The sequence below is a fragment of the Pseudomonas typographi genome, from assembly GCF_014694385.1.
GTDB classification, from domain to species: Bacteria; Pseudomonadota; Gammaproteobacteria; order Pseudomonadales; family Pseudomonadaceae; genus Aquipseudomonas; species Aquipseudomonas typographi.
Map to the genome: position 1 here is coordinate 101411 of NZ_JAAOCA010000019.1, position 18827 is coordinate 120237.

19 protein-coding genes and 1 tRNA gene are annotated in these 18827 nt (G+C 62.1%); 11 read left to right on the forward strand and 9 right to left on the reverse strand.

Going from position 1 to position 18827, the window contains the following annotated elements:
* Window positions 1-418: 418 nt before the first annotated feature.
* Window positions 419-490 (forward strand) — tRNA-Arg (locus tag HAQ05_RS15990).
* An 11-nt stretch (window positions 491-501) separates the two neighbouring features.
* On the opposite strand, the gene fabF is transcribed toward HAQ05_RS15990, so the two are convergent.
* A complete protein-coding gene (gene fabF, locus HAQ05_RS15995) occupies window positions 502-1803 on the reverse strand; it encodes a beta-ketoacyl-ACP synthase II (protein ID WP_190422334.1) in 1302 nt (433 codons plus the stop codon).
* Between the two features lie 383 nt (window positions 1804-2186).
* Between fabF and HAQ05_RS16000 the strand changes: the two genes are divergently transcribed.
* From HAQ05_RS16000 to HAQ05_RS16015, 4 genes are all read left to right on the forward strand, one after another.
* On the forward strand, window positions 2187-2825 hold the full coding sequence (locus tag HAQ05_RS16000) for a TetR/AcrR family transcriptional regulator (RefSeq protein ID WP_190422336.1): 639 nt from the start codon (window positions 2187-2189) through the stop codon (window positions 2823-2825).
* Between the two features lie 595 nt (window positions 2826-3420).
* Entirely contained in the window at window positions 3421-4623 is a 1203-nt protein-coding gene (locus HAQ05_RS16005; RefSeq protein ID WP_238935177.1) for a multidrug effflux MFS transporter, read from the forward strand.
* A 171-nt stretch (window positions 4624-4794) separates the two neighbouring features.
* Entirely contained in the window at window positions 4795-6105 is a 1311-nt protein-coding gene (locus tag HAQ05_RS16010) for a glutamine synthetase family protein (protein ID WP_190422340.1), read from the forward strand.
* 114 nt (window positions 6106-6219) lie between these two features.
* Window positions 6220-7503: an MFS transporter gene (locus HAQ05_RS16015; protein ID WP_190422342.1), complete on the forward strand. Its 1284-nt coding sequence runs from the start codon at window positions 6220-6222 to the stop codon at window positions 7501-7503.
* 30 nt (window positions 7504-7533) lie between these two features.
* Here the strand turns inward: HAQ05_RS16015 and nadE are convergent, their stop codons facing one another.
* The 7 genes from nadE to HAQ05_RS16050 form a co-directional block, all read right to left on the reverse strand.
* Complete coding sequence (gene nadE, locus HAQ05_RS16020) at window positions 7534-8361, reverse strand: ammonia-dependent NAD(+) synthetase (RefSeq protein WP_190422344.1); 828 nt, start codon at window positions 8359-8361, stop codon at window positions 7534-7536.
* A gap of 26 nt (window positions 8362-8387) precedes the next feature.
* Window positions 8388-9575 (reverse strand): nicotinate phosphoribosyltransferase, encoded by a 1188-nt coding sequence (gene pncB / locus HAQ05_RS16025; RefSeq protein ID WP_190422345.1) that lies wholly within the window; start codon window positions 9573-9575, stop codon window positions 8388-8390.
* Complete coding sequence (locus tag HAQ05_RS16030; protein ID WP_190422346.1) at window positions 9568-10218, reverse strand: nicotinamidase; 651 nt, start codon at window positions 10216-10218, stop codon at window positions 9568-9570. The genes pncB and HAQ05_RS16030 overlap by 8 nt, the downstream gene beginning before the upstream one ends.
* 142 nt (window positions 10219-10360) lie before the next feature.
* Complete coding sequence (cmoB, locus tag HAQ05_RS16035; RefSeq protein WP_190422347.1) at window positions 10361-11317, reverse strand: tRNA 5-methoxyuridine(34)/uridine 5-oxyacetic acid(34) synthase CmoB; 957 nt, start codon at window positions 11315-11317, stop codon at window positions 10361-10363.
* A complete protein-coding gene (cmoA, locus tag HAQ05_RS16040; protein ID WP_190422348.1) occupies window positions 11314-12054 on the reverse strand; it encodes a carboxy-S-adenosyl-L-methionine synthase CmoA in 741 nt (246 codons plus the stop codon). Before cmoA ends, cmoB begins: the two co-directional genes overlap by 4 nt.
* 142 nt (window positions 12055-12196) lie before the next feature.
* Window positions 12197-13081 (reverse strand): NAD(P)-dependent oxidoreductase, encoded by an 885-nt coding sequence (locus tag HAQ05_RS16045; RefSeq protein WP_190422349.1) that lies wholly within the window; start codon window positions 13079-13081, stop codon window positions 12197-12199.
* 228 nt (window positions 13082-13309) lie between these two features.
* A complete protein-coding gene (locus tag HAQ05_RS16050; RefSeq protein ID WP_190422350.1) occupies window positions 13310-13777 on the reverse strand; it encodes a hypothetical protein in 468 nt (155 codons plus the stop codon).
* Window positions 13778-13920: 143 nt separating this feature from the next.
* Between HAQ05_RS16050 and HAQ05_RS16055 the strand changes: the two genes are divergently transcribed.
* The 4 genes from HAQ05_RS16055 to HAQ05_RS16070 all read left to right on the forward strand — a co-directional run bounded on the left by HAQ05_RS16055 (window position 13921) and on the right by HAQ05_RS16070 (window position 16522).
* Entirely contained in the window at window positions 13921-14955 is a 1035-nt protein-coding gene (locus tag HAQ05_RS16055; RefSeq protein ID WP_202988088.1) for a LacI family DNA-binding transcriptional regulator, read from the forward strand.
* An 80-nt stretch (window positions 14956-15035) separates the two neighbouring features.
* The gene (sodC, locus tag HAQ05_RS16060; protein ID WP_190422351.1) at window positions 15036-15563 is read left to right on the forward strand and encodes a superoxide dismutase family protein; all 528 of its coding nucleotides are present in this window, start codon (window positions 15036-15038) and stop codon (window positions 15561-15563) included.
* Window positions 15564-15915: 352 nt separating this feature from the next.
* The gene (gene ihfB / locus HAQ05_RS16065) at window positions 15916-16212 is read left to right on the forward strand and encodes an integration host factor subunit beta (protein WP_190422352.1); all 297 of its coding nucleotides are present in this window, start codon (window positions 15916-15918) and stop codon (window positions 16210-16212) included.
* A 28-nt stretch (window positions 16213-16240) separates the two neighbouring features.
* A complete protein-coding gene (locus HAQ05_RS16070) occupies window positions 16241-16522 on the forward strand; it encodes a lipopolysaccharide assembly protein LapA domain-containing protein (protein ID WP_190422354.1) in 282 nt (93 codons plus the stop codon).
* Here the strand turns inward: HAQ05_RS16070 and HAQ05_RS16075 are convergent.
* The gene (locus HAQ05_RS16075) at window positions 16519-16800 is read right to left on the reverse strand and encodes a hypothetical protein (protein WP_190422356.1); all 282 of its coding nucleotides are present in this window, start codon (window positions 16798-16800) and stop codon (window positions 16519-16521) included. The genes HAQ05_RS16070 and HAQ05_RS16075 overlap by 4 nt on opposite strands.
* Before the next feature lie 182 nt (window positions 16801-16982).
* On the opposite strand from HAQ05_RS16075, the gene HAQ05_RS16080 reads away from it, so the two are divergent.
* A complete protein-coding gene (locus HAQ05_RS16080) occupies window positions 16983-18365 on the forward strand; it encodes an MBL fold metallo-hydrolase RNA specificity domain-containing protein (RefSeq protein WP_190422358.1) in 1383 nt (460 codons plus the stop codon).
* A 325-nt stretch (window positions 18366-18690) separates the two neighbouring features.
* On the forward strand, window positions 18691-18827 hold a 137-nt coding region (locus tag HAQ05_RS16085; RefSeq protein WP_190422360.1), incomplete at its 3' end, for an NAD-dependent epimerase/dehydratase family protein.

The window sequence follows — 18827 nt, forward strand, 5'->3', positions numbered from 1 at the left end:
ATGCCACCCGGCCATGGCAATAAAGGCCTTGTGATATCAATAAGTTAAAAGGTTGTTTTTGGCTACGCAGCATGCAATTTGCAAGATAGCACCGTGCGCCCAATGCAAAATGCCCGGTACGGGCAGTGGCATTTTGCCTGTAAGCGCTTGCCCTATTTTTTTGACGCGCCGTGGTGGCGGCTGCTTGGCGGCTGATAAGCGGTTGAAGGCGCTCCACAAAACTGCCAGAATCACGCCGCCTTATAAGCGCCCATGGCGTTGGGCCCGGCTAAATGCCGTGACCCACCTTAACCGCATGGCATTCGCGTTACTCCCACTGAACGCTAATAGCGCCGCCCTAAGTGCAAAGGGTGGGGTTTGGCTGGAAACACTTGCCAACCAAAGGGAACGCTGAGAAAATCAAGCAGTTATAAGCAGTGCTCTCTTAGTTCAATGGATAGAACAAGCCCCTCCTAAGGGTTAGATGCTGGTTCGACTCCAGCAGAGAGCGCATCCTATTGCTTAGCGACCTGTGTAGCCCCTCGAATGCCCACTAGCGCCCCAGCGCTTGAGGATAATGCTCGCATTGACCCCGCCAAACCCGAAGCCATTGGAAAGCGCGTAATCGGCAGCGAACGTTTGCGCCTCGGTTCTTACCAGGTTTAGGTTGCCCGCGGCTGGGTCGGGGTTCTCCAGGTTCAAGGTGGGGGGCGCGATTTGGTCGCGCAAGGCAAGCAGGGTGAAAATCGCCTCGATGCCGCCCGCTGCCCCCAATAGGTGGCCGGTCGCAGATTTCGTAGCGCTCACCGCAGGGCCCGCGGTGGGGCCAAACACACTCGCGATGGCAGCCAGTTCTCCTTTGTCGCCTACTGGCGTTGAGGTCGCATGGGCGTTGATATGGCCGATGGCCGCTGGCGCAATGCCCGCCTGCTCGATTGCGATTTTCATAGCCCTGGCCGCGCCGCTTCCATCTTCCGGGCCTGCCGTCAGGTGGTAGGCATCTGCTGTAGTGCCATAACCGACGATTTCTGCCAAGGGCGTTGCCCCTCTGGCCAGTGCATGGTCAAGGGCTTCAATCACGAACAAACCTGCACCCTCTCCCATGACAAACCCATCTCTATGGATGTCGAACGGCCGCGAGGCCGCTGATGGCTTATGGTTAAAAGCGCTGGCCAACGCCCTGGCTGCGGCAAAGCCGGCCAGGCTTACCCGGTCTATTGCCGCTTCTGCACCTCCGCAAATGGCCACATCGATTTCGCCATTTCGAATCATCCTGGCCGCGTCGCCAATGGCTTGAACACCCGCGGCACAGGCCGTCGCTGGTGCACCCAGAGGCCCACGCAGGCCGTGGGCAATCGATACATGGCCGGCGGCCATGTTCGCTAAGAAGGACGGAATTGTGAATGGCGAAAGCCGTTTGGGGCCTTGGCTGTCTGTCACCCTCACCGCATTAGCTATCGCGCCGAACCCGCCAATGCCAGACGCAATAATGGTCGCGGTCCTTTCGCGGGCCCTGTCGCTGGTCGGAAACCACTGTGCCTGGGCCAGCGCTTCTTTCGCGGCGGCCAGGGCAAATACAATGAAGCGGTCCATCTTTTTCAAATCTTTGCTGGGTATCACGTGGGTGGCGTCGAAACCTGCTTGCGGGTCGTCCGCCAAACTGGGTACTCGGCCGCCCACAGTGCAACCAATACCCTCGCAAAACTCGGGCGGTAGAGCAGCGATGCCAGAGCGCCCCTGCAGCATGCGCTTCCAGACAAGTTCCGTGCCCGAGCCTAACGGGCAAACAATACCGGTGCCTGTGATCACTAAACGCATTGGCATTCTAAAACTCCTCATGGCGCAGTGAGCTGTTACCCATTGCGACACTTTCCATGTTCATCGTGAAGGTGCGGGCTTAATAGTGGTAGTGACTCAAGGGGCGGCTCGACCGTAACCCGGCATAGCGGGGCTATGGCGAGCAGCGCCAACGCAGCCCTGCAGCAAAGGCACCGCCAAAAACGGTGCAGGCCACTTCTGAAACCGGCTGGAGGCTGTGATGCCCTGGGCCAGCCCTTGGCCGTCGATGGCTCCCGGCACCCTGAACACGAGTACACTCTGTGTGCCCTTGACCGGATGCTGATTCATATTCATGTTCCCCGGGGCGCCGTTGAGTGTTTACAGTATTGTTAATGCGTTACTTTTTTGTCAATGGATGTTTGACCGCTATGAAGCAGCCCTCCGCGCAGGAAAGCATTGAACTGCCATCGTCTGGCCAACGCGGCCCTGCCGAACACGATCGTCGGCTGCAAATTTTGCGGGTGGCCAACGAACATTTCCGGCTATACGGCTACCGCAAGGCCACGGTGGCAGACCTTTCGAAAGCCATTGGCATTACCACGGCATACATCTATCGTTTTTTTGAATCCAAGCAGGCGATTGGTGAGGCTATTTGCGCGTTGGTGCTGGGCGAACTGGATAATGAATTGCGCCGCTTGGCCGACCAGGAAGCCACCGCGACCCGCAAATTCAGGGCCTTTACCCGGCATGCGCTGATGCTTAGCCATGCGCTGTTCATGAACCAAAGCAAGCTTTTCGATTTGGTGCGGGTGGCGGAGGAGGAAAGCTGGTGCACTGCCGCCGGCCATCAGGCTGCCCTCTCCGAGATCATCCGCTCAATCCTCGAGCAAGGGCGGCGGGCCGGCGAATTCGAACGGAAGACCCCTCTGGATGAAGTGGTACTGGCCATCGAAGAGGCCTTGATTCCGTATACCCGGCCGTCGGCAATGGAGCGGCGTTTGCTGCCCGACCTGGAGGCGGGGATGATGGCCACCACCAGCATGATCCTACGGAGCCTGGCGCCCTAGTTCGCGTTTGTTGTTTACATAATTAAAATATGTAAACAATATGCCTCTGCCGAAGGAGGCTTCTATGCTCATATGCGTTCGAAGACTTCACGCGCGTTGCCAGGGCTGGCAAACCCGTAACCTTGTCTCAGGTTGCGTCCATCTGGGTGCGGCAGGAAGCCCCGCTTCTGCGGCGCAAAGACCCTAACCCTGAACGGGGTGATATCGCAGACGGTATGCAGCGCCTGGCGTTTGCATGAGCGTTTGAACTCCCCTACAGCCGATGGTAGAAAAACGCCTGCCGGGTACCGTATCGAAACAGCCGGTGCGACCGAAGATGCGGCCAAAGCGGATGCCGCGCTTGCGCCGTTGTTTGCGGTGATGCTGGTGTTGAGGAGGGTCGTGATCAGGTTCAGGTACGGTCGCTAGCTACGATGGCCATGGTGCTGGCGACTGTGCCATTTGGCGTGGTCGGCATGGTTCCGACACCGCTCCCGTATGCCTATGCCATGCGGGGCTGGCGGGCGCCCAGGCGGTTATGCCTATAATTGCGTGGCTAACTATCTAGCAGCCTTTTTGCTTTGGCAGGCCCGCTTTGCGCACCATTGACCCCCCCTTGAAAAAAGCCCCGCTGTGGTTGCTGGTAATGGTCACCATTAGCGGCACCCTGGCCATGCACATGTTCGTGCCGGCCTTGCCCGCGGCCGCCACCGCGTTCGCGGTGAGCCCGGCGACCATGCAAATGGCGATCGGTGTGTACATCATTGGCCTGGCGGTTGGCCAGTTGGTGTATGGGCCGCTCTCCGACGGGCTGGGGAGGCGCCCGATGCTGTTGCTGGGGCTCGCTATTTATGCCGTGGCCGGGGCGGTGGCGGCCACCGCCCATAGTATCCATGTGCTGCTGGCCGCCCGATTGTTCCAGGCGTTGGGCGGCTGCGCGGGCTTGGCCCTGGGCCGGGCCATGGTACGCGATGTATCTACCACGGTAGACGCGGTGCGCGACCTGGCGCTGCTCAATTTGATGATGATGGTGGGGCCGGGGTTGGCACCGCTGATCGGCTCTACCTTAAGTGCCCATTTCGGCTGGCGGTCCATTTTCATGTTGCTAGCGGCCATGGGCCTGATCACATTGGCCTGTTGCTGGCGGCTGTTGCCCGAAACCAGCCGCCCCAGCGGCCAAGTCAGCCTGCGCGCACTCGCCAGTGATTACCGCGCGTTACTGCGCAACCGGGCGTTTCTCGGTTTTGCCCTCGGCGGCGGTTGCACCACTACGTCGATTTACGCCTTCATCGCCGCCGCGCCTTTCTTGTTCGTTGAGCAATTGCAGCGCAGCCCGCAGGAAGTGGGCTGGTACCTGGGGGCATTGATCGTGGGTATGTCGGTGGGCAATGCGCTCACCCGCCGGCTGGCGCGCAATTACCCGCTGGCGCGGCTGCTGATGGCAGGCAACCTGCTGTGCTTGGCCAGCGCCTCGGCCCTGCTGGCGGCAGAGTGTGCGGGTGCATTGAGCGTGGCGTGGGTACTCGGTTCGATGTTCGTGTTCACCCTGGGCGCGGGGCTGACCAGCCCGGCGGCGATGACCAAGGCCCTTTCGGTAGACCAGCACCTGATAGGGTCTGCCGCCGGCTTTTACGGCTTCACCCAGATGCTGGTGGGCGCGCTTTGCACCACCGCGGTGGGGTGGATGGGCAGCCCGGCCATGGCGGCGGCGGTGGTGTTGGTCAGCGCCGCCTTGCTTGGGCAAATCGGCTTCTGGCTAGGCTTTGGCAGTGAACGCCGCGCCTTGGCCGCGGGCGGAGTTGAGCCTTCGCAAGCCTGAAACGGGTGTGTTCTCAGCGCTCGGTTCGCTTTGCATAGCCGTGCCCGGCACCACCGAGCCGTGCCGGATACCCCGGCGCGGCTGGTGCCATGGGATCGCCGCGGGGGCGCAAGAAGCGTATCCTTAGCCCCGCCGATTCAGGCGCATACCATTGCAAATAAGGACAGCGTAATGAGTACCCAGGGCCCGTTGGCGGGGGTGGATGAAATCGAATGCGTGACGCCAGACCTGAACGGCGTGCCCCGCGGCAAAGTGATGACCGGCGCGGGCTTTGCCGAAGGGCGGCGCTTGCAGATGGCCCGCGGGGTGCTGCTGCAATGCATCATGGGTGGCTACCCGGCCGCGCGCTACTACGGCAGCGACGACGGCGACCTGGCCCTGGTGCCAGACCCACAGCGTATCTATCGGCTACCTTGGGGCGAATCGCCGCGGGCCTTGGCCATTTGTGATGCCGTAGAGCTCGATGGCCGTGGCTCCGCGTTGTCTACCCGGGTGCTGCTCAAGCGGGTGCTGCAGCGTTACGCGGCACATGGGTGGGCGCCGGTGGTGGCGACTGAGCTTGAATTCTACGTGTTCGCCCGCCAGGCAGACCCGGCCCAGCCCTTCGAGCTTCCGGCGGGGGAGCTGGGCTATGGCGCCTTCAGCGTCAGTTCGCACAACGGCTTGCATCCGTTCTTCAGTGAGGTGTACCGCTGTATGGCGCAATTGGGCTTGCCGCGCGACACCTTCATGCATGAAATGGGCGTGAGCCAGTTCGAGATCAACCTGTTGCATGGCGACGCCCTGCTGTTGGCCGACCAAACTTTTTTGTTCAAGCACTTGCTCAAGGAAGTGGGCTTGCGCCATGGCCTGAGTGTGGTGTGCATGGCCAAACCGCTGGCGCGCATGCCCGGTAGCTCGCTGCACATCCATCAGAGCGTGGTGCGCCGTGACGATGGCAGCAACCTGTTCAGCGATGCCCACGGCAAGGCCACCGATGCGTTCAGTCACTTCATAGGCGGCCAGCAGGCGGCCATGGCCGAGCTGACCGCGCTGTTGGCGCCCAACGTCAACGCCTACCAACGTTACTTCCACCCCTATGCCTCGCCCAACAACGCGTGTTGGTCCCACGACAATCGCGCCGCCGGCCTGCGCGTGCCGGCCAGCCACCCCAGCGCACGGCGCCTGGAAAACCGCCTGCCGGGGGCCGACGCCAACCCCTACCTGGCCATCGCCACGGTGCTGGCCGCCGGGTTGCACGGCATCGAGCAACAGCGGGCGCCTAGCGCACCGCTGCAGGGCGAATTCGAGGTGCCGGAAAATTTTACGCTGCCCTGTACCCTTCCCGATGCGCTGGAGCGTCTGAAACGCAGCGAACTGGCCGTTGAACTGTTTGGCAGTGAATTCATCGAAGGGTTTGTCGCGACCAAGGCCCTGGAATTGTGCAGTTTCATGGACGAAATTACGCCTTGGGAACGGCGCATTCTGGCCGCGCAAGTATAGAATCCGTACGAAAAAGTGGCTGCGCTCGGTGACCCCGCGTACAGGTTTCAAAGGCAATAAGCCCGGTATGCCATGCCGGGCATCATCTACCGGGGGAGCCCGTTGGGCAGTCCGATGCGTCAGGTCTGGAAAAATTTCAGTGCGTTGTATTTCGCTGCGTTGTTGATGTTGATTGGCTCTGGGCTGCTCACCACCTACTTAAGCTTGCGTTTGGCGGCCGAGCATGTCGATGGCCTGTGGGTCGGCGGGCTCACCGCGGCTTACTATTTCGGGCTGGTGCTGGGCGGTAAGCTGGGCCACCGGTTGATCGCCCGCGTAGGGCACATCCGTGCCTATACCGCGTGTGCCGGTATCGTCACGGCCGCGGTATTGGGCCATGGCGTGGTCGGGCTGTTGTCGGTTTGGCTGGTGCTGCGGTTAGTGGTCGGCATCGGCATGATGTGCCAATACATGGTGATCGAAAGCTGGCTCAACGAACAAGCCGAAGCGCGCCAGCGGGGGGTGGTGTTCAGTGGCTACATGGTGGCCTCCTACCTGGGCCTGGTGGTGGGGCAGTTGCTGCTGGTCGCCCACCCGCAGTTGGGCCCAGACCTGCTGATGATCGTGGCGCTGTGCTTCGCCCTGTGCCTGGTGCCGGTGGCGCTGACCCGGCGTATCCACCCGGCGCCGCTGCGCCCGGTGCCGATGGAGCCGTTGTTCTTCCTTAAGCGTGTACCGCAATCATTGAGCACCGTGTTGGGCGCCGGCCTGGTGATTGGCTCGTTCTACGGCCTGGCGCCGCTTTACGCCACGGGCCAGGGGTTGTCCACCGAGGCGGTTGGCTTGTTCATGGGCTGCTGCGTGTTTGCAGGGTTGGTGGTGCAGTGGCCATTGGGCTGGCTCTCCGACCGCTACGACCGCGCCCTGTTGATCCGCTGCATCGCGGCGGCGCTGTGCCTGATGGCGATACCGCTGGCAGTGTTTCCGGTGTTGCCGCTGGAGTTGCTGTTCGGCATGGGCTTTTGCGTGTCGCTGCTGCAGTTTAGCTTGTACCCACTGGCGGTGGCGTTCTCCAACGACCACGTCGAAACCGAACGGCGGGTTTCGCTCACGGCGATGCTGCTGGTCACCTACGGTGTGGGCGCCAGTATCGGGCCGTTACTGGCCGGCGTGCTGATGAAACAGTTCGGGCACCAGATGCTCTATGCCTTCTTCAGTGCCTGCGGCCTGCTGGTGGTGCTACGCGTGCGGCCTGGTGCGGTGACCAACCGGCATCAGGTGCAAGATGCACCGCTGCATCACATCCCGATGCCAGACAACATGACCGCCTCGCCGCTGGCCGCTGCACTCGACCCACGGGTAGACGAACAGGTGGTCCAAGACCAAATGCAGGACACCCCGGCCAACCCGTCGCCATAGGGCGCTAGCGGGCGGCCCGTGAACCCGCCCTTACGGCACGAACGGCAGGGCGCGTTTGTGGTGGGTTTTATCATAGGTTTTCACGATGATGTCGTAGGCCTCGGCGGGCACTTTTTCACCGTGCAGGAAGGCGTCGATCTGCGCGTAGGTGACGCCATGCGCATGTTCATCCGGCTTGCCAGGGTTGAGTTCTTCCAAGTCGGCGGTCGGGACCTTCATCACCAGTGTTTCTGGTGCACCGAGAAAACGCGCCACTTCGCGCACCTGGCCTTTGACCAAGCCACTCAACGGCGCCAGGTCGCAAGCGCCATCGCCGAACTTGGTAAAGAAGCCCATTACGGCTTCGGCGGCGTGGTCGGTGCCAATCACCAGGCCGTCGTAGGCGTTGGCGATGGTGTATTGGGCCACCATGCGAATGCGTGCCTTGATGTTGCCGGTCACGAAATCGCGGCGCGCCTCGCTGAGCCCCGCCAGGTGGCTTACGGTACCGGCCAGGCCCTTCACGGCGCCGGCGATGTTCACCGTGGCTTCTTCGTCGGCCGCTACGAAGCGCATGGCTGCTGCGGCGTCGGCTTCGTCATGCTGCTCGCCATGGGGCAAGCGTACGGCCACGAACCGATAGGCACCGTCGCCCGTTTCGGCGCGCAGTTCTTCCACGCTCAATTGCGCCAGGCGCCCGGCGGTGGAGGAGTCCACGCCGCCGCTGATGCCCAGTACCAGCACCTTCAGGCCCGCGCTGCGCAAGGTGTGCTTGATAAAGGCCTTGCGCCGCTCTACCTCTTTGGCCACGGCGGCATCGTCCTTGAAGGGCGGGGTAACATCCAGCGCGGCGGCGATCTCAGCTTGGCGGTTGCTCATGTCGGTCGATCTCCAATCGATGTGAATCAGACGCGGAAAACGTGTTTAAGGTACGCGACGAAATTTTCGTCACGGCACTGGGTTTTGCCGGGCGAATCGGAAACTCTCGCCACCGGCTGGCCGTTACAGGCCGCCATTTTGATCACGATATTCAGCGGTGTGACACCGGGTATATCGCAGCTCAGATGGGTGCCGATAGCAAAGCTTACATTGATCTGCCCCTTGAGCGCTCGGTAGAGGGCCAGGGCCTTATGCAGGTCGAGGCCGTCGGAGAAGACCAGGGTTTTGGTCATAGGGTCGATGCCCAGCGCCGTATAATGGGCGATAACCTTGTGCGCCCATACCAGCGGGTCACCGGAGGCGTGGCGCAGGCCGTCGAAAAGTTTGCCGAAGTACAGGTCGAAGTCCCGCAGGAACGCCGCCAGGGTGATGCAGTCGGTGAGCGCGATACCGGGTAAGCCGCGGTACTCCCGCACCCAGCGATCCAGCGCGGCGCTTTGGCTGTCGACTAACCGCGGGCCCAGTTGCTGGTGGGCCATCAGCCATTCGTGGGCCATGGTGCCGATGGGCTTGAGGCCCAGTTCGCGGGCCAAGTGCACGTTGCTGGTGCCCACCAGCCGCCCGGGAAAATCATGCTTGAGCACGTTGGCCACTTCTTCTTGTACCCGGTACGAAAACCGCCGGCGGCTACCGACGTCGGCCAACTGCAGGCCGGCCAATTCGCTGGCGCTGGCCTCGGCGCGCAGGGCGTCGAGCTTTAGGTAAAGCCGCTCGCGCACCTGCTCGATCACCACCGCCGGGTGGCGGTAGCGGTTGCGCACTTCGCTGATGATCGCCAGCAGCGGCACTTCATAGAGGGTCACGTGCAGCCAGGGCCCGCGCAGGCGAATGTACAGTTGCCCGGCCTCGATGCCGGTGTGCACATAGCGCAGGTTGAAGCGGAACAGGCTTAAAAAGCGGGTGAAGTCTGGCGTGATGAAGGGGATTTTCTCAAGCCACCCCAATTGGTCCGGGGTTGCGCTGATCTCAGCCAGGCGTTCGATTTGGTAGCGGATTTCGGCCAAATAGGGGGTCAGGTCTTCGTCGCAGCGTAATTCCCACTCCACCTCGGCGTCAGGGTAGTTGTGCAGCACCGCTTGCATCATGGTGAGTTTGTAGAAGTCGGTGTCGAGCATGCCCTGTATGATTCGCTCGGCAAATACGCTTTCAGCCATGGTATGGCTCCTGGTGGCCGAGGGCGGCGTCCAGTTCCGCGGCGTTGGCGTATAGCGCGATGCCCGCGCCCCGCAGGGTTTGGTACGCCTGCTCGGCGGTGTGCTCGGCGATGGCCCGGCAGGCAGGCAGGTACACGCCCACCTCGAAACCGGCGCGGCGCAACTGCAGCGCGGTGGTGCGCACGCAGTAGTCCAAGGCCAGGCCGCCGACCAACACCGTGCCCACCCCCTGGGCGCGCAAAAACTCGATGGCACCGGTGCTGCGGCGTTCGGCCAGGTCGTGGTAACAGGCGCCATAGGGGTGCAGGTCGGGTTCGATGCCTTTCCACACGAAAAAGTCGTACTCCAGTGGCGCGGGCAGCCCGTCGAGCAATTCGAAGCCTGGGGTACCCGGCACGCAGTGGCTTACCCAGGTGACATCGGCGTTGGCCAGGGGCAGCGGCTTCAGCATGTCTGCCGCCTGGGCTACTACCCAACTGGCGTGGGGCGAATGCGCATCTTTGCTGCCTAGGCGCAGCGCAGCGCGGCTGGCGAGGAAGTTGAGGTCTGCCGCAATCAAATCGCCCCCCGGCACCGGCAGTTGCTCGGGGCACAGGGGCGTGAAGCCTTTTTGTGCATCGACATCGAAGCTGGCGACTTTCATGGCGCTCTCCTGCGGTGCGGCAAAAGCGTATTTCACCTGATGCGCGCGCGGCGTGGTACGTTTTTTTTACCAGACACTGTGAATGGGCATTTTCCTTCGCCGGAGTATGCCCGCCTGCTGCGGGCTGGCGGCAGGTTGGCCGTTATTTGCGCGCGGTTATCACCGCACGCATCGGCGCTGGCAGGCCCTCCACGGTTTTGCTGTGGTCGTCGGGGTCGAGAAAATGCTCCAGGGACTGGTAGCGCATCCATTCGGTGCTGCGCTGCTCGGCGGTGGTGGTCAGGCTTACGTCCACGCAGGCCACCTCGTTGAAACCGGCCCGGCGCAGCCACAGTTCAAGGGCCGCCACCGAGGGTAAGAACCACACGTTGCGCATTTGCGCGTAGCGGTCATCAGGCACCAACACCGCCTGCGCATCGCCATGGACCACCAGGGTTTCCAGTACCAGTTGGCCACCATTGACCAAGCAATCCTTCAGCGCATAAAGGTGGTCGATGGGCGAACGGCGATGGTACAGCACCCCCATGGAGAACACCGTGTCGAACCCTTGCAGGTTCGGCGGTAAGTCTTCCAGCGCCAGCGGCAGGTGCCAGGCCGGCAGCTGTGGCAGGTAGTGGGCCAGCGCCTGGAATTGGCAAAAAAACAGCCAATTCGGGTCGATACCGATCACCGATTCGGCCCCGGCGCCGAGCATGCGCCATTGGTAATAGCCGTTACCGCAGCCTACATCCAACACCCGCTTGCCGGCTAAGTCCAGGTGCGGCGCTACCCGTGCCCATTTGAAATCCGAACGCCATTCGGTGTCGACATCCACGCCGAATACCTCGAACGGCCCCTTGCGCCAGGGTGCGAGGCCCATCAGTGCCTCGCGCAGGCGTTGGCGGCTGCTGGCGTCGCAATCGCCGGCCAGGGTTACGCCGTTGTGCAGGTCGACCACGCTGGCGGTGAGCTCCGGCAATGCCTTGAGCGCCTGTCGCCAGCGCATCAGGTCCCCATGGCCTTTTTCCATGCGCGTATCGAGGTCTGCCTGCAGGTCCTGGGCCCAGCTGTGCAGGGGCGAGCCGGCGAGCCGGTGAACGAGGGGGGCAAGGTCGATCATGGCAGGGCGATAAAAGAGGCGAAATTGATGCACTGGAACCACGGCACCACCCGGCTGAAGCCGGCGGCGAGCAAACGCGCGCGATGTTCTTCGAAGCTGTCGGGCTTCATCACGTTTTCGATGGCGCTGCGCTTCTGGGCAATTTCCAGTTCGCTGTAGCCGTTGGCTCGCTTGAACGCCAAGTGCAAGTCGGTGAGCAATGCCTGGTCAGCCGGGTCGGTGAAACGCAGCTTTTCCGACAATAGCAAGGCGCCACCCGGCACCAAGGCCTGGCGGATACGTTCGAGCAAGCCCTGGCGCAATGGCGGTGCAATGAACTGAAGGGTGAAATTCAGCGCCACTACCGATGCCGGTTGCAGCGCAAGTTCGAGGATATCTGCTTCCAGCACCTGCACGGGCAACAGTTCCTGGCACATGGAATCCTGCGCTTTGAGGTATTCACGGCAGCGGCTGGCCATGGCTTGGGCGTTGTCTACCGCCACCACCTGGCACCCCGGCGCGGTTACATGCCGGCGCAACGCTTGCGTCACCGCCCCCAACGAGGCACCGAGGTCGTACAGCACGGTATCGGGCTGGGCGAACTGCGCCGCCAATACCCCCAGGTTCTCGACAATGGCCGGGTAACCGGGCACCGAGCGTTTGATCATGTCGGGGAACACCCGCACCACGTCTTCGTTGAATACGAAGTCGGGCACCTGGGCGAGTGGCTGGGAAAAAATACGGTCGGAATCGGACACGGTGGGTACGGCGGTGGTGGGAAAGCGGGCAGTTTAAGGGGGGTACTCGTTGGCTTCAAGCTTACCCCCCGCCTAAGTGCGAGGCCCCAAGCAGCACGTTGAGGCACCTCGCGCCCGCCTTTGCTTGAAGCTTGCCGCTTTTTTACCGTTTTACCCCGGCATCCTCCCGCGCCAGCGCCGAGATCGACGACAAGTCCTGCTCGCCCTTGCCCTGTGCCTGCGCCCGGATAAACCGGTCGCGTACGATGCTGGCGAAAGGCAGCGGCACGTGCAGCGCTTCGGCGGCCTGCAGCACCAGGCGGTTGTCTTTGGCTGCCAGGGGCACGGTGAAGCCGGCCGGCTCGAACTGCTGCTCCACGATCAACTTGCCGTAGGTGTGGTACACCGGGGCGTTGAAGATCGAGCCGGTCAGCACCTCCAGCAACGCCTTCGGTTCGATGCCGCCCTTGGCGGCCAGGGCGGTGGCTTCCCCCAGCCCCTCGATCACACAGGTGAGCAAAAAGTTGCCGATCAGCTTGACCAGCGCCGCCTGCTGCGGCTGCTCGCCCACGACGAAGAGCTTTTGGCTTACCGCTTCAAGCGCCGGGCGCGCGCGCTCGAGGGCACCGGCCGGGCCGGCAGCGACGATGAACAGCTTACCCGCGGCAGCGGCATCCGGGCGGCCGAACACCGGTGTGCCCAGTAGTACTGCGCCGTGTTGTTGGTGCAGGGGCGCCAGGCGCTCGACCAGGGCGTTGCTGACCGTGCTCATCGACGCATGGATGGCGCCTTGCTCAAACCCTTCGAGCAGGCCATCGGCACCTTCGCATACCGCCAGCAAGGCGTTGTCGTCCGCGACCATGGTCAGCACCAACTGCGCGCCCGCCGCGGCCTCACGTGGGCTGGCGGCCCAGCGTGCGCCTTTATCGAGCAATGGCTGCGCCTTGCCTTGGGTGCGGTTGAACACGGTCAGTGTAAAGCCTGCGCCCAGCAGGTTGTGGCCGATGCCCAGGCCCATGTTGCCCAGGCCGATCAGTGCAATATTCATGGTACTGCCTCCGTTGAGTGTCCAGTGTGGTGTTTCAGAAGTTCACACCAGAATTGACGCGTGAATGTTGAGGTCGGGCAAGGCGCCGTGGTGCGTCATAGCAAGGCTATGGCGAGGAGGGGCAATGCAGGCCGGCAGCAAAAGGCACCGTCAAAATGGTGCAGCCAACTTCTGAAACACCACACTAGGTAGGGGACCGTGGCCTGCCGGCACCGTTCACCCGCCTCGTCACTCCCAGCGGATTTGGGCCGGGTCCGCAATGCCATGGGGTTGTTGGCTAACACTGCCGTGTTGGCCGCTGACGTGCTCTCCGGTGTCGGTAACGGCACGCTGTTCAAAGGTGCCTTTACCGCCCTGCAAACGAAAGGTAAGGGCATGCAGCGCGGTTTTACCACCCCAGTCGGCCGACGGCAACGAGATGTAGCTTACGTGGTAGACCGGGTCGGTGAACTGCCCCTCGATCACATACACGCCGTAATGGTCTTCGCCCGGCGAGACGATCTTGTACAGGCCATTGTCGTAGTAATACAGCGTGGCGGGGCGGAAGGGTTTTTGATCGTACATCACCTCATAGTGAAGGTCTTGCCGCCAAATCGGCTTGCCCACCACCACTTCGAGGCTGATGGGGGCGGCTGTGCTGGCAGAGGTGGTGAAAACCATGGCAAGGGCTCCGAGTAGGGTCAGGACTTTTTTCATGGGTGTATTTCCTCGTAAAGCGCCATGTTCCACGGGCCTGCTGGGTGAGCGATAGCGGCGCTTTCCGCAGATGTTGTAAGAAAACTCCACAGGTGCGGCTGGCGTATACTGCCGGCCATACCGCCTGGAGTTGCCCGCTTGCCATGACCTCCGAACGCCCCCCACGCCCCGCCGGGCCACCGCGTATGGCCGACGTAGCACGGTTGGCCGGGGTCTCGAAGATGACCGTGTCGCGTGTGCTGGCCGGGCGCGATGTGGCTGTGGCCACCCGCCAGCGCGTGCAGGCGGCCATCGATGAACTGGGCTACCTGCCTGATGCCGGCGCCGGCGCGTTGTCTAGCGGACGCTCGGAGTTCGTGGTGGCGTTGGTGCCGTCGATCATGAGTTCTAACTTCGCCGACACGGTGCGCGGCCTGGGCGATGCGGTAACCCCCCACGGGCTATGCCTGCTGTTGGGCGACACCCATTACCACCTCGACGAAGAAGCCCGCCTGGTGCGCACCCTGCTGCGCCACCGCCCGGTGGGCATGATGCTGACCGGCACCGCGCACCTGGACACCACTCGCCGCCTGCTGCGCCAGGCCGCAGTGCCGGTGGTCGAAACCTGGGACGTACCCAGCGAGCCGATCGACCAGTGGGTGGGCTTCTCCAACGCCGAAGCCGCCGCGGCCATGGTACGCCACCTGCATGGCCAGGGTTATCGGCGCATCGGCTTCATCGGCGGTGCTTCCCCGCTGGACCACCGCGGCCGCCAGCGCCAGAGTGGTTACCAGGTGGCGCTCACGGCGTTGGGCCTGGCGCCCCGGCTGGTCGAGCACGGCGCCTCGCCCATCACCATGAGCCATGGCGGCGAAGCCGTGCGGCTGTTGCTGCAGCGCTACCCTGACTGCGACGCGCTGCTGTGCGTAAGCGACCTCTCGGCGTTCGGGGCGATCATGGAATGCCAGCGGCTGGGGGTGAGGGTACCGCAACAATTGGCGGTGGCCGGCTTCGGCGATTTCGAGGTGTCGCGCTACTGTGAGCCGGCCATCACCACGGTGGCGGTCGACCCTTACGCTATTGGCTTCAAGGCGGGCGAGCTGCTGCTGCAGGCTGTGCTGGCGCAGCGCAACGGCGGGCCGTACAAGCCCAGCGGCCACCTTACCGGCTATAGCATCGTGGCCCGCGCCAGCACGTAATGTGCTGCAAAAGGTTTGGTTCAAGTGCGAAGGGGCCATGGGCTAAGCTTCCAAGCTTTATCACTGCCCAGGCCACTACGATGAAAAAATGGATTGCCCTCACCGTCGCACTTGGCGCCAGCGCTGCTGTGCACGCCGCCGATTCGCTCACGGTCGAACTCAAAGAAGCCACTGCCCAAGGCGAAGGTAAAAGCATCGGCACCGTGACCCTCACCGAAAGCCCCTATGGCGTGGTGTTCACTCCGCAACTGAGCGGCGTAGCCCCGGGTGTGCACGGCTTCCACGTGCACACCAACCCCAGTTGCGCACCCACCGTGGCCGATGGCAAACCGGTGCCGGCCGGCGGCGCAGGCGGCCACTGGGACCCAAAGAACACCGGCAAGCATAGCTACCCCTGGGACGATGGCGGCCACCTGGGCGACCTGCCGGCGCTGACCTTCACCGCCGATGGCAAGGCCGAACAACCGGTATTGGCACCTAAAATCAAACAGCTCGCCGCCCTGAAAGGCCACGCGGTGATGGTGCACACAGGCGGCGACAACCACGCCGACCACCCCCAGCCGCTGGGCGGTGGCGGGGCACGGTTTGCCTGCGGGGTGGTGGAATAACCAAACGCCGTAAGCGCTATATGAACAAAAACATCGGGGCGCCGGTACGCTGTCGCAAGGCGGCCGGGCGCCTTTTTGTCTAGGCCGCCGGCCGGCCCACCGGTCGCAAACCCGCGTCGTTTTTTTCCTCCGCTGGGCAGGCCGTTGGCCTCCCTGAACGGTTAACTGCTGGCCGAACCTTCGGCAAATGCCCTGCCTGATGCGCGCCGACCAACGGTACCCCGCTGTTGTCGGCTTACGGCCAACGCCCTGAATTTTTTAATAAAAGTCAAGCGTTGCGCTGTTCAAAATCGCGTGGCCATGCTACAACCTTTCTGGCAGCGCCTAGCTTCTTGATAAAGAAGGGAAAAATATGACGAAATCGGAACTGATCGAACGTATTGTCACCCACCAGGGGCTACTGTCCTCCAAGGACGTAGAACTGGCTATCAAGACCATGCTTGAACAAATGTCGCAATCGCTGGCTACGGGAGATCGCATCGAGATTCGCGGCTTTGGCAGCTTCTCCCTGCACTATCGTGCCCCTCGTGTTGGCCGTAACCCGAAAACCGGGCAGGCGGTAACCCTCGATGGCAAGTTCGTGCCGCATTTCAAGCCGGGTAAAGAATTGCGTGACCGGGTGAACGAAGACGACATCGACCACGCCTAACGCTAATATCGGTTATTGGAGGTGGAGCGTGCGTAATTTCAAGCGGCTGCTGCAAGCCGCGATTGGGCTGATCGTAGCGGCGGCGTGCCTGTTGTTCGTGTTGGAAAACCAACAGGCGGTAGCCTTGTCATTTCTCGGCTGGTCCGGGCCTGAATGGCCTGTCGCCGTGCTGGTACTGTTGGCATTTTTGCTTGGCTTGGCCATTGGCCCGCTTATCGGCTGGTTCATTGCCATGCGCGGGCGCCGCCGGGTGCGCCGGGCAGCGTTGGCGCAGCAGCGGGCGGCGCAGGTTCCGCCACAGGCGTCTTAGTTACACATCACCAGCAGTTTTCGTGTGGTCAGCCCTGCCGGGTTGAAGCCAAAAAAACCTGTGTCTTCGTCTTCACCGTGCTGGCTGGACTTCGCCAGCACGTGGTAGCCATCACCACCGCAGGCGACGGCAGCGCTGGCGTAGCAGCGGCCCCATGACGAGGTGAAGCCCGAGCAACTGATGTGCACGCCCTTATGGCCGCGATGCACCTCGGTTTCAGAAGTGGCTGCGCAACCGGCCAGGCTGAGTAGGGAGAGTACGACAAGCAGTGGCTTCATCATGAACCTTCTGTAACGGCAAACACACAACACCGCAGCCTTCACTGGCCTGCTGGCACAAAAATATGTGTTTATGACAACAAAACGATGACACTGATTGCAACCGAATTAAGATTGTTGCCGCTAGTGGCGGCAACGGGCTGATGCGCTAATGCGTGCTCTCTTTTTTCCAGGAGCCCGCCATGCCCCTCCCACGCATTACCCACCACGGAGCCGTTGCCGGTGTTACGGATTCCTGCCATGAACTGCACCTGCCCAACGGGCAAAGCCTGCTCATCGATTGTGGCTCGTTCCAAGGTCAGGATGCCGAAGCGGACGGGGGGTTGCAGGTGGGCGTGGACCGTGTGGCGGCCTTGGTGGTCACCCATGTGCACATCGACCATGTAGGCCGCATCCCAGCATTGCTGGCTGCAGGGTTCCGAGGGCCGATCCTCTGCAGTGAGCCATCAGCAAAATTACTGCCGCTTATCCTCGAAGACGCCTTTCGCCTAGCCATTAGCCGTGAAACGCACCCTGTGGCACGGTATCTACGACGTTTAGCAGCACAGATCGTGGCGGTGCCCTACGGCCACTGGCACAGCCTACCGGGCAGCGATGGCGTACGGCTGCGTTTGCAACGGGCCGGCCACGTGCTGGGGTCCGCCTACGTGGAGTGCGATGTGCCCGCGGCGGGTGGTGATCCCCATCGGGTGGTGTTTTCGGGTGATTTAGGGCCGGGCGACTCGCCACTGTTGCTCGGCCCACACCCCCCGGAACGGGCCGATGTGTTGGTACTGGAAAGCACCTACGGCGACCGCAACCACGGGGGCCGCGAACACCGCCAGCAGCGCCTCGAAGCCGTCATCGACCTGGCCCTCCAAGACCACGGCACGCTGCTGATTCCTGCCTTTACCCTGGGCCGTACCCAAGACCTGCTGCACGACCTCGGGCACATCCTCGAACGCAAGGCGCTGGCAGGGCAGGGCGGTGACGCCGACTCGCCCGTGGCCTGGCCGCAGTTGCCGGTAATACTCGACTCCCCGCTGGCTAGCCGCATTACCCAGGCCTACCAAGAACTCAGCCACTACTGGAACGAAGCGGCACAAAAGGGCAACCAGCTTCAGTTTCCGCAATTGATCACCGTGAACAGCCACGAGCAGCATCAAACAGTGGTCAACTACCTCGCCAGCACCCTTCGGCCAGCGATCGTGATCGCCGGCAACGGCATGTGCTCCAGCGGCCGCATCGTCAACTACCTCAAAAAGATGCTGCGCCAGCCGCGGCATAACCTGCTATTCACCGGCTACCAGGCCAAGGGCACGCCAGGCGCAGTGCTCAAAGCCGCCGAAGGGGCCGAGGGCTTCGTGGCGGTGGAGCTGGATGGCGAGCGGTATGATGTGAATGCGCGGGTGCATTCGGTGGCGGGGTATTCGGCGCATGCGGACCAGCGAGGGCTGGTGGCGTTTGCTACCGGTATGGGTGTAGCGCCGCGGCAGGTGCTGTTGGTGCATGGGGATGGGGCGGCTAAGGCTGCGTTGGCGGAGAGGTTGGGTGATGCCCTTGGCAGCGAGGTGTTGATACCTTAAGAGTAGCGCCTGGCTGGAAAGATGCGCTGTTGACTGTAATACGTCCTAATAAATGCCAAATCATCAGACTAAGCCCGCTGACAGGGATATGGAGCGCAAAACTCCGATTGAGTAACGGATTCGATGAGCCAGGGTCGACAAGACGAGTTATGGGTATGATAGGATTTATCCGCTGGGCTGTTCCGTCTCTAAGCATGTCAAAAAGCCATAGAGGATAGGGAGCGAGCTCTCGCATGGGCTCGAAAGCGCATCGTAGAGGGATACAGCCTTCTTTTGTAAGAGGATTCAACTTTTTAAATTTGGCGCATTGAAGAGCAGGCGGCATTTGAAAATAATCGTCACTGGCGGCGCTGGTTTCATCGGTTCGGCACTGATACGGCATTTGATCGCCAATACCGAACATGAAGTACTCAACCTCGACAAGCTCACCTACGCGGGCAACCTCGAATCGCTGCAGCCGAT

What these genes read in the sequence shown, in the direction of transcription:
- fabF (WP_190422334.1), bottom strand. Translation starts at nt 1,803, where the DNA reads ATGCCAATGCGTTTAGTGATCACAGGCACCGGTATTGTTTGCCCGTTA.
- HAQ05_RS16000 (WP_190422336.1), top strand. Translation starts at nt 2,187, where the DNA reads ATGAAGCAGCCCTCCGCGCAGGAAAGCATTGAACTGCCATCGTCTGGC.
- HAQ05_RS16010 (WP_190422340.1), top strand. Translation starts at nt 4,795, where the DNA reads ATGAGTACCCAGGGCCCGTTGGCGGGGGTGGATGAAATCGAATGCGTG.
- HAQ05_RS16015 (WP_190422342.1), top strand. Translation starts at nt 6,220, where the DNA reads ATGCGTCAGGTCTGGAAAAATTTCAGTGCGTTGTATTTCGCTGCGTTG.
- nadE (WP_190422344.1), bottom strand. Translation starts at nt 8,361, where the DNA reads ATGAGCAACCGCCAAGCTGAGATCGCCGCCGCGCTGGATGTTACCCCG.
- pncB (WP_190422345.1), bottom strand. Translation starts at nt 9,575, where the DNA reads ATGGCTGAAAGCGTATTTGCCGAGCGAATCATACAGGGCATGCTCGAC.
- HAQ05_RS16030 (WP_190422346.1), bottom strand. Translation starts at nt 10,218, where the DNA reads ATGAAAGTCGCCAGCTTCGATGTCGATGCACAAAAAGGCTTCACGCCC.
- cmoB (WP_190422347.1), bottom strand. Translation starts at nt 11,317, where the DNA reads ATGATCGACCTTGCCCCCCTCGTTCACCGGCTCGCCGGCTCGCCCCTG.
- HAQ05_RS16045 (WP_190422349.1), bottom strand. Translation starts at nt 13,081, where the DNA reads ATGAATATTGCACTGATCGGCCTGGGCAACATGGGCCTGGGCATCGGC.
- HAQ05_RS16050 (WP_190422350.1), bottom strand. Translation starts at nt 13,777, where the DNA reads ATGAAAAAAGTCCTGACCCTACTCGGAGCCCTTGCCATGGTTTTCACC.
- HAQ05_RS16055 (WP_202988088.1), top strand. Translation starts at nt 13,921, where the DNA reads ATGACCTCCGAACGCCCCCCACGCCCCGCCGGGCCACCGCGTATGGCC.
- sodC (WP_190422351.1), top strand. Translation starts at nt 15,036, where the DNA reads ATGAAAAAATGGATTGCCCTCACCGTCGCACTTGGCGCCAGCGCTGCT.
- ihfB (WP_190422352.1), top strand. Translation starts at nt 15,916, where the DNA reads ATGACGAAATCGGAACTGATCGAACGTATTGTCACCCACCAGGGGCTA.
- HAQ05_RS16075 (WP_190422356.1), bottom strand. Translation starts at nt 16,800, where the DNA reads ATGAAGCCACTGCTTGTCGTACTCTCCCTACTCAGCCTGGCCGGTTGC.
- HAQ05_RS16080 (WP_190422358.1), top strand. Translation starts at nt 16,983, where the DNA reads ATGCCCCTCCCACGCATTACCCACCACGGAGCCGTTGCCGGTGTTACG.